The organism is Vogesella sp. EB, assembly GCF_001037925.1.
GTDB classification, from domain to species: domain Bacteria; phylum Pseudomonadota; class Gammaproteobacteria; order Burkholderiales; family Chromobacteriaceae; genus Vogesella; species Vogesella indigofera.
The window spans coordinates 1-12,831 of sequence record NZ_LFDT01000001.1; the positions used below are offsets into that span (position 1 = coordinate 1).

Sequence of the window (12,831 nt, forward strand, 5' to 3'; positions counted from 1 at the left end):
TCATTGATACAGGCTTTGGGCAGATACGCCGAGACGGCTGGCGACTTCGGCGACGGGATAGCCACGTTCGGTAACCTGTTTAACGGCTTCAATCTTGAACTCTTCGGGGAAACGCGGCCTGCTCATGACACCTCCTTGTAGGGCCTAGTGTGAGGCTCACGAGGTATCTAGGAAAGGATGGGCGATTCAATGATACCTATTGGAATGTAATTTATTGAATGCATCTGTTGGTTCACATGAAAGACTTGCTTAAATATCCGCGAAAAAATGCGATTTGATAGGGCTTTGTTGTTATTTCGCAACGTCGTCATGAAAAATTAGTCATCAATACCATGTCGTTGGTTGGGGTCACGCAATCGGCATGGTTTTTTCTTTGAAATCAATGAGGTGGCCATCTGTTGCAAGCAGATAAAAAACAGGGCCGCTCAGTGGGTTGCCCTGTTTTGGTGCGGTTTTCAGTTTTATGTGCTGAACTTTCAGTGACTATGAGTCCCTACAGTTCGGCCTGCTCGTTGGCGATGAAGTACAGCGCCACGGAATTGATGCAGAAGCGCTCGCCGCTGGGGGGCGGGCCGTCATCGAAGACATGGCCGAGGTGGGCGTCGCAGCGGTTGCAGCGCACCTCGGTGCGGATCATGCCGTGGCTGGTGTCGCGGATGCGGCGGATGCTGCCCTTGACCGCTTCTTCCCAGAAGCTGGGCCAGCCACAGCCGGCGTCGAATTTGGTGGTGGATTCGAACAGCAGCGCGTCGCAGCACACGCAGTGATAATTACCGATCTGGCTGTGCAGGTAGTAATCCCCACTGAACGGGCGCTCGGTGCCGGCTTCGCGGGTGACGTAGTATTGTTCCGGCGTGAGGATGGCGCGCCATTCGGCCGGGGTCTTGAAAAGCTTGTCGGGCATGATGAATCTCCTTTGCGGCCAACCTTGGGCGCTCCTTGGTCACTGACGGATAGTCGTGCCGGCGGCGGTTTTCTTACAGCTCATCCAGGGTTTGTGCCAGATGGCGCTGGTCGGCCCATTCGATGATAGACCATTGCGCGGCGTCGACGCCCAGCCAGTTGAGTGCGGCATTGGGGATCGGTACCGCACGCTGCGCCGTCAGCGGCTGGCCGCTGGCCAGGCGGTAGGCCATGTCCAGCACCCCGCCGTGGGAGACCAGCAGGATGCTCTGGCCGTGGTGTTCCGCTGCCAGCCGTGCCAGCGCGTGGTGCACGCGCGCGGAGAATGCCAGCAGGCTTTCGCCGCCGTTTAGGTCGTGCGCCGGTTCGCGCTGGCTGTAGCCGTGCCAGGCGTGCGGCTGCTGTTGCGGGCCATCGTCCAGGGTGACGCCCTGCAAGGCGCCAAAGTGGCGCTCGCGCAGCTCCGACAAAATGGTGGCCGACAGTCCCAGCTGCTGCGCGATCGGCGCCGCGGTGCTGGCGGCACGTTGCAGGTCGCTGCTGTACAGCGCGGCAAACGGGTGGGCGGCCTGCTTGAGGGCGGCGGCGAGGCGGACAGCCTGTTGCCGGCCGTTGTCGTTCAGCGGGATATCCAGCTGGCCTTGCAGGCGCCGCTCGGCGTTCCAGTCGGTTTCGCCGTGACGAACCAGGCAGATGCGGGTAACAGTCATGTCGGTGGCACTCTAGCGCAAGGCAAAGGCCAAGCCTAACGGTACAAACAGCACGCTGGCAAGGTTGCCGATCAGTACGATGGACGCCATGCGCTCCGGCTCCTGCTGGTACAGCTCGGCCATCAGGAAATTCAGCACCGCCGGCGGCAGTGCGCCGAACAGCACCACCAGCGCCGTCTGCTCCGGCGCCAGCTGCAGCAGCGGGATCGCCAGCGCGGCACCGGCCAGCCCGGTCAGCGGGCACAGCACGGCGCCGAGCAGGCCGATGCGCCAGCCGGCAAGGCTGACGTCCACCATGCGCACTCCCAGCGCGAACAGCATCAGCGGGATGGTCATCTCGCCCAGCATCCTGATGCCGGCCATCAGCCACGCCGGCAGGGTGACGCCGCTCAGGCCAAAGACAAGGCCGAGCAGGGTGGCGATCACGATCGGATTGCGGCGCAGCCCGGCCAGGCTGGTGTGGTGGCTGAAAATGAAGGCACCGAGGGTGAAGTGCAGCAGGTTGGAGACGATGAACAGCACCACGAAGGCCTGGAAACCCTGCTGACCGAAGGCCAGTAGCGCCAGCGGCAGCCCCATGTTGCCGCAGTTGTTGAACATCATTGCCGGCAGCAGGGTGCGCGGGTCGATGCGGCACAGTCGCGCCACCGGCCAGCTCAGCATGCCGGACAGCAGCACGATTAGCGCCGCCGCCGGCACCAGCTTCCAGTGCGCCAGCAGGTCGAAATCCTTGGCCGCCAGCGCGGAAAACACCAGCAGCGGCACACAGACGTCCATGTTCAGCTTGTTGGCGGCGCGCATGTCCGGACGCACGCGGCGTGCGTACACGCCGCCGATCAGCACGATGACCAGTACCGGCAGGATGATGGTGAGGATGCGTTCGAACATGGGCGGGCTCGCGAGGGTGGGGCAAACATTGTGGTGCAGCGCCCGGTCGCCGTGTACGAGGGTAAACCCTTGCGTGGGGCGGGTCCGGCAGAACAGCGTGTTCTGCCAGCGTGGGTGGCGTTACAGGATGCCGACCCCGGAAATTTCGCGGGCAAGGTTGGCCGCATAGTTGTCGGTCATGGCGCCGATGTAGTCCAGCACCTGCATGTAGGCGTGGTACAGGCCCTGTTCTGGGTGCAGCGGGGCGGGGAGCAGGTTCAGCGCCAGCTGGTGGCGGGCGCTGAGCGCGTCTTCGCCCAAGGTCAGGCGGGTATGGATCGCCGGTACCAGTACGTCCAGCACCGTGCCGATGCAGGGGTAGGAGGCCAGCTCGGTGACCAGCTTGGTGCGGTGGCGGTATACCTTTTGGCTGGCAAGTAGCTTGGCGGCGAGCAGGGTTTCCTTGATCTGCGGCGCGCAGACGTCGATCAGGTCCTTGCCGGGGAAGCTGCCGCGCAGCAGCGTGTCTTGGTGCACCATGAATTTCTCGGCGACCTCGGCGACGCAGCGGCCAATGGCGATGCCGCGCAGCATCGCGCACTTCTGGCGCGGATCGTCGGTGTGCCACAGCCGCTCGGTTTCGCCGAAGTGGCTGAACAGCGCCTCGAACTCGCGCACGTCGAGTATGCCGATTTCCACTGCGTCTTCCAGGTCGAGAATGGCGTAGCAGATGTCGTCGGCGGCCTCCATCAGGTAGGACAGCGGGTGGCGTGCCCACTCGTGCGCGCCCTTGCGGATCAGCCCTAGCTCGGCGGCGACATGCTCGAAGTAGGCCAGCTCGGTGCGGTAGATATTGAACTTGCCGCGCGCCTGCGCCCGCGGCGCGTCCGAGGTCCACGGATACTTGATCAGCGCGCCGAGCGCGGCGGAGGTCAACCGCATGCCGCCTTCGCTGCCGTACATTTCCAGGCTGGCGACCATGCGCAGGCCATGGGCATTGCCTTCGTAGGTCTGGATGTCGGCCTGCTCCGCCGCAGACAGGCCGTGCAGCAGGTGGGCATGTTGCGGGTCACGGAACCATTCGCGCAGCGCGTCTTCGCCGGTATGGCCAAACGGCGGGTTGCCGATATCGTGGGCCAGGCAGGCAACCTGCACAACGCTGCCGATGTCGAACGGGGTGTAGCCGGCCGGCAGCAGCTCGGCGTGCTGCATCATGGCGCCGACGCGGTTGCCGAGGCTGCGGCCAACGCTGGCGACTTCCACGCTGTGGGTGAGGCGGTTGTGGGTGTGGTCGTGGCTGGCCAGCGGGTGCACCTGGGTTTTGCGGCCGAGGCGGCGGAATGCGCTGGAAAACACCAGCCGGTCGTGGTCGATGTGAAAATCGCTGCGCAGGCCTGCCGCGGCCTCCAGCGTGGCTGGTGCCTGCGACGCCAGCACCTTTCCGGCCTGCAGTTTGAAACGGCGGGTGGAAAGCAGCGCTTCCCAGTTCATTACATGATCAGTCACGGCGGCATGGTCCTTGAGGTCGGCAGGCATGGCAACCGTGCGGTCACCATGCTCCGATCATGCCAGAAACGCGGGGGACGTGCAGGCGGGGCCGCCTCAGTCGGTCAGCAGGCTGCGGCCGGAGCGGGCCGGTTTCTTGGCCAGCGGGATGTCATAGCCGATCATGAACAGCGCGGCCTCGACGCGGCGCAGGCCGGCATCGCCCTTGCACCAGTCGCTGTTGGCGGCGTCGCAGGCGGCACCCAGCACCCAGCCGGCGCGGATTTTCCATTCGGCGTGGAAGCGGCTGCGGTTGGCCAGCTGCTTGAAGTGCAGCAGCTCGGTGCTGGGGTTGCGGTTCATGGTGGACGCGCCCGGTGCCCACGGGAAGCACAGGTTCGGGTCCAGCAGCAGGCGGTTCTTTTCGCAGAACTGGCGTACCAGATAGCCCAGCGCGGCGCCGGTGCGACCGTCATAGGCCAGCAATCGCGGCGCGGCCAGGGTGTACACTTTGGTAAAGCCGGCGTTCATGCGCAATTCACCGTCGAAGGCGCTGCAATCCGGTGTGTCGCTGGCGAAAATGGCGAGGCTGCGCTGCAGCTTGACGGCAAGGTTGGCCGCATGGCTGCGGGCCCAGTCGCGGTTCAGGGTGTACAGCTTGATCACCTTGCCGCCGGAGGCCCACAGCAGGGTATCGTCGATGATGTCGACCAGTGCGTCGTGCTGCTGGCTCAGCGCCAGGCTCAGCCGTTCGCGCAGCGACTGCTGGATCGCCAGATGCTGGTCGTAGTGGCGGCCATTCCAGTAAAAGCGCTGGAAGGCCTGCTGCAGGGTGTCGGCACGGAAGGCGCGGTCGTAGCCGTCCGGCAGGATCTTGTCGCGGATGTAGAACTGGTGTTCACCAAACGCCTCGCCATCCAGCCAGCCGGCCAGCTGGGCCACAAACTGGCTGACGCTGGCATTGCCGAGGTACGACGCTTTTTGTAATGGTGCAATCATGGGAAGAAGCGAACCCGTGTCTCGATGTTGGTGTGGGGTTGATCTTCTGTGCTGCTATGGCCGGCCGCTGCGGTTGGTAGCCGGCTGGCGGTGCCACAACATGGCCTTATGGGCATGCTCTGTTATGGCATAGCGTATGCAATTAAAGCATGTCTAAATTTTTATTTATGGGCGTTATCGGTATCGCTTAATAATGTGTAATTAATCGCTTTAAGCTGCTGTGTTGTTTGATTAAAGAATGCCGCAGATGCCGGCTTTTCATGTTGCGAAATTGCAACCAAGCTACAATGACCGGCATCAGAACATCACCGGCGGAACCGCCACTGTGAGGATTGTTGTCATGCAGTTTGAACATTTGATTCGCATCTCTCCCGCCGATAGCAGCCAGGCGCCGGCACTGACCCGGCAGCAGCTGTGGCAGGGGCTGGTATTACGCGCCGAGCTGCCGATGCGGTTCGACGAAAATATCACCAGTGCGCGCATCGTGGCGCGCGAGGGCAGTGTCTGGCAGCGCGAAATCGCCTTCGGCACACTGATCGTGCACGAACGTATCGAGCTGGAGGTGGAGCAGGAGGTGCGCTACCACGCGCAGGCCACGGAGCTGCATCCGGGCGGCTCGCGCATCATGCGCATCGAGGAGCCGGAGCCGGGGGTGCTGTTCGTGCGCTTCATCTACGACATGTCGGCGCTGACCGCGAATGCCAGCGAAGCGGAACTGGCGCGCCTGTTGCCCTACGTCAAGTCGGCCTACCAGCAGGCGGACATGGATACCGCCGAGCGCATCATCGAACTGATCGTGACCGGCCAGCTGACGGCGCAATAAGCCTGTGCCGCGGCACATGGTGTACACTCTCGCCCTCTTTGCGCCGGCCACCCTGGTGGCCGGCAAGCTGATCGGATTGCGCTAGCCCCTGCGGTTATCGCCTTTGGGGCGTTGCATGCACTACACCATTTTCGATACGCCGGTCGTGCGTACCCTTTGTCGCTGGTTTTCCGTTGCCACCCTGCGCCTGCTCGGCTGGCGGCTGGAAGGCGACTTCCCCCGTCTGCAGAAGTACGTGCTGATCGGTGCGCCGCACACCAGCAACTGGGATTTTCCGCTCACCCTGATGTTCTGCTTTGCCACTCGTGCCCGGATCTACTGGATGGGCAAGCACACCCTGTTCAGCGGGCCGTTCGGGCCGCTGATGCGCTGGCTGGGTGGCGTGGCGGTTGACCGCCGCCAGAACAATTCGCTGGTGGAGCAGATGGTGGCCGAATTCCGCCAGCGTGACGCGCTGGTGCTTGCGGTGCCGCCGGAGGGAACCCGTGGCCGGGTGACGGAGTGGAAGAGCGGTTTCTATTACATCGCGCAGGGCGCCGGCGTGCCGATTGCCTTGGCGTATCTCGACTACCCCAACAAGCGTGGCGGCATCCTGGCGCTGTATCAGCCCGGTGGTGATATCGCGGTGGACATGCCGCAGATTCGCACCTTTTATCGCGACATCACCGGCAAGCACCCCCGCAACCAGTAAGCGGCGCCACGGCCGGTAATAAAAAAACATCACGCCAGGCGTGATGTTTTTTATGGCTGCTTGCGTTCCGGGCCGACATCCAGTGCCACCCAGCCGGCGTGTCCCAGCTCTTCCAGCACCTCGATATTGCGCTCGAAGATCGCCTCCGCCTCCGGAAAGGCCTCCACTGCCCGCGCGATGCTGCTTTCGCGGATCAGGTGCAGGGTCGGATAAGGCGAGCGGTTGGTGAAGTTGCTGATATCGTTGACGGTGGTATCGGCAAACTGGAATTTCGGGTGGAAGCTGGCGACCTGGATTTCGCCTTCCAGGCCCATGTCGGCCACCGCGGCATCGACAATTTCCAGGAAGTCGTTGAAATCGAGGAAGCGCTGCAGCGTGTGCGGGTGCACCAGCAGGGTGGTGTCGATTTCCTGCGGATCGGTTTCCTGCAGCAGGCGCAGTTCCAGCATCAGCTGTTCCAGCAGGGTGGCCGGATCGCGGGCTTCGCTGACGATGATGCGCACCTGGTTCTTGACGTAGACCGACTTGGCAAACGGGCACAGGTTCAGCCCGATGACGGCGTTTTCCAGCCAGCGGCGAGTTGCATCAAGAATGGCGTCTTGGTCGGTAGGGTTCATGGCAGTGCCTTGCGCGCAGTAACAAAACAAAAAACCCGGACATGATCCGGGTTTTTTCGGCTTTCGTTCAGCCAGCGGCAGAATTACTCTGGCTGGATGTTGGAAGCTTGCTTGCCCTTAGGGCCGTCAACGATGTCAAAGCTTACACGCTGGTTTTCAGCCAGAGTGCGGAAGCCTTTGGAGTTGATCTGGGAGAAGTGAGCGAAAACGTCGTCACCGCCGTTGTCTGGAGTGATGAAGCCGAAGCCCTTGGAGTCGTTAAACCATTTAACGGTACCGGTTGCCATGTTCTGTTCCCTTTGGAGAATAGGTAAATTGAGAAAAGCGCATGTCAATCAAGAGAAATGACAAACTGTGGTACGGGCAGGGCCACTACAACAACTGACAGATCACATCTTGAAAAACTGCAGAACGCAGTCTGCCTGTTGGTGTCGTCCTCGGCAAGTGTTTTTTGGCGTGCGGGGAGAAAATTGTCGGAAATCCGGGGCGGAAGCGGGCAATCATTGCGTCTGGTCAAGCTTTGGCGGCGCGTTGCCGCCGGCTATGGCACATTGGCCTGTCATTGGCTATACAGCATCGATAAGCCAAACAAGACCCGACATTCTCCGGAGGCGTGGCGTGGCCAATTTACCTGCGTATTACCGCATCGAAGACGAAGAAAGCTTTACCGATTTCCAGAATGCGCTGGAAGACTATGCGCCGCGGATCGCCCATTTGCTGACTGCGCTGCGGCAAAAACCGGGCGACACGGCGCTCTTGGGCGAACTGATGCGTCTGCTGCACACCATCAAGGGCGATGCCGGGCTGTGCCGGCTGGGCTTCGTGGCGCCCTTGCTGCACGGCATGGAGGAAGTGCTGGTACGGGTGCGCAGCGGCGAGCTGCTGTTCAGCTACAACATCGAGCAGGTGCTGTTTCTGGCGCTGGACCGGCTGGAGTTGCTGGTGCAGACGCTGGAGCTGCACAGCGAGGCGCAGCTGGCCGATTTTCACCTGCTGTGCCACGAGCTGGCGCAGGTCGCGCAAACACCACCGGCGGCGCTGGACGAGGCCATCGCCCACCTGATCGAGACGGTGACCGGCTACAAGCCGGTGGTGCCGTATCAGGCCGATGCCCGTGCCGCCGCGCTCAGCGCCAGCCAGCGCGATGATCTGCGCCTGTTCCACCAGCTGGCGATGCAGTTCGAGCAGCGTTCGCTGCTGTTCCAGGGGCGTACCGAGCGCAACCTGCTGCTGGCGCGCGCCTGCAACGAGGCGGCTGGCTTTGCGGTCAACCCGCTGCAGCTGGAGGCGGCGATCTACCTTCACGATCTGGGCATGATGTTCCTGCCGGAAGCGCTGTGGCTGAAGCAGGGGCGCTTGAGCGAGGAAGAGCGGGCGCAACTGGCGCATCACCCGCAATGGGGCGCCGACCTGCTGGCGCGGATGGCGGGCTGGGAAGAGGCGACGCTGATGGTGCGCCAGCATCACGAACGGCTGGACGGCAAGGGCTACCCGGCCGGGCTGGGCGGCGACAGCATTTGCGACGGCGCGCGGTTGATCGCGATCGTCGACGCGTTCGAGGCGGTGATCCTCAAGCACAGCCAGCGCCAGCAAGCCCGTTCGCTGCTGCGCGCGGTGGCGGAGCTGAACGCCTGCGAGTCGCAGTTCGACCGGCGCTGGATCGGCCATTTCAATGCCGTGGTGCACCAGCGCATTGCCAGTGGCGAAGGGCTGTCGCACATCCGCTAGCAGTGCATGGCTGACAAACAGACAAAAGGTTGGCCGCAACGCTCACGGCGTTGCGGCCAACCTTTTGTTATCTAGTGCTGCATGAAGCGGCGTAGCGGCGTGCTGTCCCAGTCGACGCTGTCGAGCAGGTTTTTCACGATCAGCCCCAGCTCGGTGTCGCCCTCGATGCGCAGCCGGCGCGAGAAGAACAGCGTGTCCGGGTCTTCCTCGCGCAGCATCAGCCGCAGGAAGTCGGCCAGGTTGGCGGCCAGCCGCAGGTCGGGCACGTCGCCGCTACTGCCGGTGTGAAAGCGCTCGTCATCGGCACAGAAGGTCAGCGTCAGGCCGGCGTCGCAAATCTCCACCGCGAAGGTCTTGCCACTGAGCAGGCTCATGTCGGCGGCCAGCACCTGCCGCTTCTGCAGCTGGTTGAGACTGTGCACCAGCAGCCACGCCGGCGGCGTCGCCGGCAGGCGTTGCAGCCAGCGGCGGCCGAAGGGCGGCAGGGTAAAGTCAGGAACAGGCATGGTGGTCTCCCTGGTAGGCAATGCCGGCCTCGCCGCGCCAGTAGCCGTCGGCCAGCGGCATCGCGGACAGCGACTGCAGGCGGTTCGCGGCAGCGGCGGCGGTCGCCGGCTGGGTCAGCACGTCACGGAACTGCTGCACGATGGCGGCCATGTTGTCGGCCTGCGGGCTGAGACGCAGGATGTCGACGCCGCTGTGCTGCAGCGCCGGATAGTGCGCCAGCAGCGATTGCCGCGCCGCGGACTGGGTCTGGATGCCGTTGATGGCGAGGAAGGGCTGGCCGTCCTGGGTGTGCATGGTCATGCCTTCCGGATGCTCCAGGCACTTGAACTGGCAGTCGTCCTTGTTCAGCCGGTAGTGGCGGGCGGTAAAGCAGCGCGCGGAGTAGGCCAGCGGCAGCCGGCCCCAGGCGAACAGCTCGGTCTGTGGCAGGTCTTCCTCATCACCGAGGATGTCGCGCAGCAGGCTGGCGCTGCATTCCAGTGGGCAGACCCAGCGATAGGCGCCCAGTTTCTGGAACAGGCGCAGGGTGTCGCGGTTGTAGATGTTGAGGTGCGGGCCGGCGACGAACGGCAGCTGGCGTTCATGCAGCAGGCGTACCGCGCCCAGATCGTTGGCCTCCAGTCGCACGGCACCGTGTTCGATCAGCTGGCGCAGGCGTTTGAGGTCGCTTTCGCTCTCCAGCAACACCTGGCTTGAGAGAATGATCTCCTTACCGCTGTCGGCGAGGTCGGCGGCGAGGGTGATCCAGTCGCGGGTGCGCAATTGCTGACGCCGCGAACAGACCACTTCGCCCAGATAGATGATGTCCAGCGGCCAGCCGGCGGCTTCGGCGTAAAAATTCATTACCTGGTCGCGATACCAGAAGTACTGCAGCGGCCCGAGCGAGAGCCTCATGGCGGGATGTGACATGACTGAAGCGTCTCCTTGTTATTTCCACGGCCGGTCGTAGGCGCCGAGGGTGACCTGCTGGCCTTCCGACACCTTGGCCAGCGCCTGTTGCCAGGCCGGCTTGACGCTGAAGCGCTGCGTACTCTGGCCGGCCTGGTCCAGTGCCTCGCGCAGCGCGCGGGTGACCTGCGCGACATAGGCCGGGCTGCGCTGGCGGCCTTCGACCTTGATCGCGGCGACGCCGGCGTCCAGCAGCTGCGGCAGCATCGCCAGCACATTGAGGCTGGACGGCTGCTCCAGCACGTAATCGGTATGGCCTTCCACCTCGAAGCGGCCCTTGCACAGCGTCGGGTAGCCGGCGGTTTCGCTGGCGCCGTAACGGTCGATCAGGATGTGGTTGAGGCGGGCGTCCATGCCCTGGCCGTTGTCCTCCCAGCGCACGAAGCGCGCCGGCGAACAGACGCCGTGGCTGTTCGGCGATTCGCCGGTGGCGTAGCTGGACAGCAGGCAGCGGCCTTCCACCATCACGCACAGGCTGCCGAAGCCGAACACCTCGATCTCGACGCTGGTATTGGCGATCACGTGGCGCACCTGATCCAGCGTCAGCACCCGCGGCAACACCGCGCGCTGCACGCCGAACAGCGATTGCGCCAGATTGATGGCTTCGTAGTTGGTGGCCGAGCCCTGTACCGACAGGTGCAGGCGCAGCGCCGGGTGGTGTTCGTGCGCGTAGGCGAGCAGGCCCAGGTCGGCGAGGATCACCGCGTCGACGCCCAGCGCGGCGGCCTCGTCGATGGCGGCGCGCCAGCGCAGGCTGTCGCCGCCGCGGGCGTAGGTGTTGATCGCCATCAGCACCTTGCGCTTGCGATCGCGGGCGTAGCGGATGCCCTCGCTGGCACTGCGGTGGTCGAAATTCAGGCCGGCAAAATTGCGGGCGTTGGTGTCGTTCTTGAGGCCGAGATAGACCGCGTCCGCGCCATTGTCGATGGCGGCCTTCAGCGCGGGCAGGCTGCCCGCCGGGCAGATCAGTTCGGGAAGACGTTGCATGCTGTGTTTCCGTCAGTCGGGACCGGCGCACAGTAGCAAGCGGCAAGGCGGGCAGCCTTGTCCTGGGTCAAGGGCGACCATCCGGCGGAAGCGGTCACCACCAATGGCGTAGTCAAGGTTGGCCGCAAAAAAACAGGGCCACCGAAGTGGCCCTGGCTTCTGTGCCGAGCGAGGCTCAGCCGAAGTGGCAGACATAGTGCACGGTGTCGCTGACCTCGATCTGGAACGAGCTTTCGCCCGGCACCTTGAACGAGTCGCCGGCCTTGTAGCTGCGGGCGCTGGTTTCGCCGGCAAGGGTGACCTTGCATTCGCCGGCAAGGACTTCCATGATTTCCGGGGCGCCGGTGCTGAACAGCAGCTTGGCCGGCAGGATCACGCCGACGGACTTGCGGCTGCCGTCCGGCATGATGATGCCGTGGCTGACGCACTTGCCGTCAAAATAAACATTGGCTTCTTTTACAACGCTGACGTTGTCGAACTGACTCATGGTTTCTCCGATTCCTTTGTCTGCAGCACGGGTGAATCCCGCTGTTTTGCGCTCTGGCATCATGCCCGCTGCCGCGGTGCAACGTCAATAAGCTTGCCGCATCGTGATGGCGGCCGAAATGCAAAAAAGGTTGGCCGCAATATTGCGGCCAACCTTGCTCGGCGCGGCGGCGGACGGGGCCGGCTTAATCCAGCGGAATCTGCAGCCCGGCCTGGCTGGCCGGCGCGCGCAGGTCCATCAGCACCAGCTTGCCCTTCTCGCTGGCGTATTTCACGGTGTCGAGGCGGTTGGTTTCCAGCAGCAGGTACATGATGTCGTTCTCGCTGATGCCGCTGCCCTTGGCCTGGGCGATGGCCTCGGTCAGGCTGGCGGCCAGCACCGTGCGGGCGCGGGCGAGCCCCTCGGCGCGCAGCTGCTGCGATTCGGCCTCGGCGCGGGCTTCGCCGACGATCAGGATGCGCTTCGCTTCCGCCTCCTGCACCGCCGCCTCGCGCTTGCGCTCGGAGGCGATCACGCTGTTGAACGCGTGCTGCACCTCTTCCGATACCGTCGGCTGGTCGATCAGCACGCTGACGATCTCGTAGCCGTAGGTGCCCATGCGCTCGGCGAGGCTGGCCTGCATCTGCTGCGCCAGCTCGTCGCGGTCCTCGTACATGTTCATCAGTGACATCGCCGCGGTGGACGAGCGCAGGGTGTTGAGCACCCAGGTCTTGACCTGCTCCTGCGGTGACGCCAGCTGGTAGAAGGCATCGGCGGCGCGTTCCGGAATCACCCGTACCATGATCGCCACCGGCAGGGTGACGAACATGTTGTCGCGGGTCTTGACCTCGACCTGTGCCGACAGCTCCTGCACGCGCAGGTCCATGAGGCAGGCGATGCGTTGCACGCCGGGGATGATCCAGTTCAGGCCCGGGGTGAGCACACGCGAGAACTTGCCGAAGGTCTCGACGATGGCCAGCGTCTGCTGGTCGATGACGCGCAGGCCGGCGATGACGATGAGGGCGACGAGACCGAACAGGATAAGGATGGCCATGGGGGCTCCTGATGCTAGGGGAAAGCCGCAGTATGCCAGCATGCGA

General features: G+C 63.6%; 15 protein-coding genes and 1 pseudogene. 3 read left to right on the forward strand and 13 right to left on the reverse strand.

The annotated features are described in order from the left end of the window. Nucleotides 1–6: 6 nt before the first annotated feature. The 6 genes and pseudogenes from ACG97_RS17060 to ACG97_RS16785 form a co-directional block, all read right to left on the reverse strand. A pseudogene (locus ACG97_RS17060) lies at nt 7–126 on the reverse strand (transposase); the annotation flags it as partial. Nucleotides 127–493: 367 nt separating this feature from the next. Next, nucleotides 494–904, reverse strand: coding sequence for a peptide-methionine (R)-S-oxide reductase MsrB (gene msrB / locus ACG97_RS00005; RefSeq protein ID WP_047965268.1), 411 nt, complete (start codon nt 902–904; stop codon nt 494–496). 73 nt (nt 905–977) lie between these two features. After that, nucleotides 978–1,613, reverse strand: a complete 636-nt coding sequence (locus tag ACG97_RS00010) for a histidine phosphatase family protein (RefSeq protein ID WP_047965269.1) — start codon at nt 1,611–1,613, stop codon at nt 978–980. 12 nt (nt 1,614–1,625) lie between these two features. Continuing rightward, nucleotides 1,626–2,501: an AEC family transporter gene (locus ACG97_RS00015; RefSeq protein WP_047965270.1), complete on the reverse strand. Its 876-nt coding sequence runs from the start codon at nt 2,499–2,501 to the stop codon at nt 1,626–1,628. Between the two features lie 120 nt (nt 2,502–2,621). Beyond that, nucleotides 2,622–3,971, reverse strand: a complete 1,350-nt coding sequence (locus ACG97_RS00020) for a deoxyguanosinetriphosphate triphosphohydrolase (RefSeq protein WP_047965271.1) — start codon at nt 3,969–3,971, stop codon at nt 2,622–2,624. 111 nt (nt 3,972–4,082) lie between these two features. Then, the gene (locus ACG97_RS16785; RefSeq protein WP_053068003.1) at nt 4,083–4,964 is read right to left on the reverse strand and encodes a hypothetical protein; all 882 of its coding nucleotides are present in this window, start codon (nt 4,962–4,964) and stop codon (nt 4,083–4,085) included. Nucleotides 4,965–5,304: 340 nt separating this feature from the next. Between ACG97_RS16785 and ACG97_RS00030 the strand changes: the two genes are divergently transcribed. Next, nucleotides 5,305–5,787, forward strand: coding sequence for an AtaL-like protein (locus ACG97_RS00030; protein WP_047965272.1), 483 nt, complete (start codon nt 5,305–5,307; stop codon nt 5,785–5,787). A gap of 115 nt (nt 5,788–5,902) precedes the next feature. Continuing rightward, on the forward strand, nt 5,903–6,478 hold the full coding sequence (locus ACG97_RS00035) for a lysophospholipid acyltransferase family protein (protein WP_047965273.1): 576 nt from the start codon (nt 5,903–5,905) through the stop codon (nt 6,476–6,478). Nucleotides 6,479–6,528: 50 nt separating this feature from the next. Here the strand turns inward: ACG97_RS00035 and ACG97_RS00040 are convergent, their stop codons facing one another. Both ACG97_RS00040 and ACG97_RS00045 read right to left on the reverse strand, forming a co-directional pair. Further along, entirely contained in the window at nt 6,529–7,095 is a 567-nt protein-coding gene (locus ACG97_RS00040) for a DUF1415 domain-containing protein (RefSeq protein ID WP_047965274.1), read from the reverse strand. An 83-nt stretch (nt 7,096–7,178) separates the two neighbouring features. Next, a complete protein-coding gene (locus tag ACG97_RS00045; protein WP_047965275.1) occupies nt 7,179–7,382 on the reverse strand; it encodes a cold-shock protein in 204 nt (67 codons plus the stop codon). 331 nt (nt 7,383–7,713) lie between these two features. On the opposite strand from ACG97_RS00045, the gene ACG97_RS00050 reads away from it, so the two are divergent. Next, nucleotides 7,714–8,823, forward strand: coding sequence for an HD-GYP domain-containing protein (locus ACG97_RS00050; RefSeq protein ID WP_047965276.1), 1,110 nt, complete (start codon nt 7,714–7,716; stop codon nt 8,821–8,823). Nucleotides 8,824–8,894: 71 nt separating this feature from the next. Here the strand turns inward: ACG97_RS00050 and ACG97_RS00055 are convergent, their stop codons facing one another. The 5 genes from ACG97_RS00055 to ACG97_RS00075 all read right to left on the reverse strand — a co-directional run bounded on the left by ACG97_RS00055 (nt 8,895) and on the right by ACG97_RS00075 (nt 12,785). Continuing rightward, nucleotides 8,895–9,329, reverse strand: coding sequence for an SCP2 domain-containing protein (locus tag ACG97_RS00055; RefSeq protein ID WP_047965277.1), 435 nt, complete (start codon nt 9,327–9,329; stop codon nt 8,895–8,897). Next, the gene (locus ACG97_RS00060; RefSeq protein WP_238377215.1) at nt 9,316–10,239 is read right to left on the reverse strand and encodes a U32 family peptidase; all 924 of its coding nucleotides are present in this window, start codon (nt 10,237–10,239) and stop codon (nt 9,316–9,318) included. The genes ACG97_RS00055 and ACG97_RS00060 overlap by 14 nt, the downstream gene beginning before the upstream one ends. Before the next feature lie 18 nt (nt 10,240–10,257). Next, on the reverse strand, nt 10,258–11,265 hold the full coding sequence (locus ACG97_RS00065) for a peptidase U32 family protein (protein WP_047965279.1): 1,008 nt from the start codon (nt 11,263–11,265) through the stop codon (nt 10,258–10,260). A 175-nt stretch (nt 11,266–11,440) separates the two neighbouring features. Further along, nucleotides 11,441–11,752, reverse strand: a complete 312-nt coding sequence (locus tag ACG97_RS00070; RefSeq protein WP_047965280.1) for a pyrimidine/purine nucleoside phosphorylase — start codon at nt 11,750–11,752, stop codon at nt 11,441–11,443. A 184-nt stretch (nt 11,753–11,936) separates the two neighbouring features. Beyond that, a complete protein-coding gene (locus tag ACG97_RS00075; protein ID WP_047965281.1) occupies nt 11,937–12,785 on the reverse strand; it encodes an SPFH domain-containing protein in 849 nt (282 codons plus the stop codon). Nucleotides 12,786–12,831 lie beyond the last annotated feature (46 nt).

What these genes read in the sequence shown, in the direction of transcription:
- msrB (WP_047965268.1), bottom strand. Translation starts at nt 904, where the DNA reads ATGCCCGACAAGCTTTTCAAGACCCCGGCCGAATGGCGCGCCATCCTC.
- ACG97_RS00010 (WP_047965269.1), bottom strand. Translation starts at nt 1,613, where the DNA reads ATGACTGTTACCCGCATCTGCCTGGTTCGTCACGGCGAAACCGACTGG.
- ACG97_RS00015 (WP_047965270.1), bottom strand. Translation starts at nt 2,501, where the DNA reads ATGTTCGAACGCATCCTCACCATCATCCTGCCGGTACTGGTCATCGTG.
- ACG97_RS00020 (WP_047965271.1), bottom strand. Translation starts at nt 3,971, where the DNA reads ATGAACTGGGAAGCGCTGCTTTCCACCCGCCGTTTCAAACTGCAGGCC.
- ACG97_RS16785 (WP_053068003.1), bottom strand. Translation starts at nt 4,964, where the DNA reads ATGATTGCACCATTACAAAAAGCGTCGTACCTCGGCAATGCCAGCGTC.
- ACG97_RS00030 (WP_047965272.1), top strand. Translation starts at nt 5,305, where the DNA reads ATGCAGTTTGAACATTTGATTCGCATCTCTCCCGCCGATAGCAGCCAG.
- ACG97_RS00035 (WP_047965273.1), top strand. Translation starts at nt 5,903, where the DNA reads ATGCACTACACCATTTTCGATACGCCGGTCGTGCGTACCCTTTGTCGC.
- ACG97_RS00040 (WP_047965274.1), bottom strand. Translation starts at nt 7,095, where the DNA reads ATGAACCCTACCGACCAAGACGCCATTCTTGATGCAACTCGCCGCTGG.
- ACG97_RS00045 (WP_047965275.1), bottom strand. Translation starts at nt 7,382, where the DNA reads ATGGCAACCGGTACCGTTAAATGGTTTAACGACTCCAAGGGCTTCGGC.
- ACG97_RS00055 (WP_047965277.1), bottom strand. Translation starts at nt 9,329, where the DNA reads ATGCCTGTTCCTGACTTTACCCTGCCGCCCTTCGGCCGCCGCTGGCTG.
- ACG97_RS00060 (WP_238377215.1), bottom strand. Translation starts at nt 10,239, where the DNA reads ATGTCACATCCCGCCATGAGGCTCTCGCTCGGGCCGCTGCAGTACTTC.
- ACG97_RS00065 (WP_047965279.1), bottom strand. Translation starts at nt 11,265, where the DNA reads ATGCAACGTCTTCCCGAACTGATCTGCCCGGCGGGCAGCCTGCCCGCG.
- ACG97_RS00070 (WP_047965280.1), bottom strand. Translation starts at nt 11,752, where the DNA reads ATGAGTCAGTTCGACAACGTCAGCGTTGTAAAAGAAGCCAATGTTTAT.
- ACG97_RS00075 (WP_047965281.1), bottom strand. Translation starts at nt 12,785, where the DNA reads ATGGCCATCCTTATCCTGTTCGGTCTCGTCGCCCTCATCGTCATCGCC.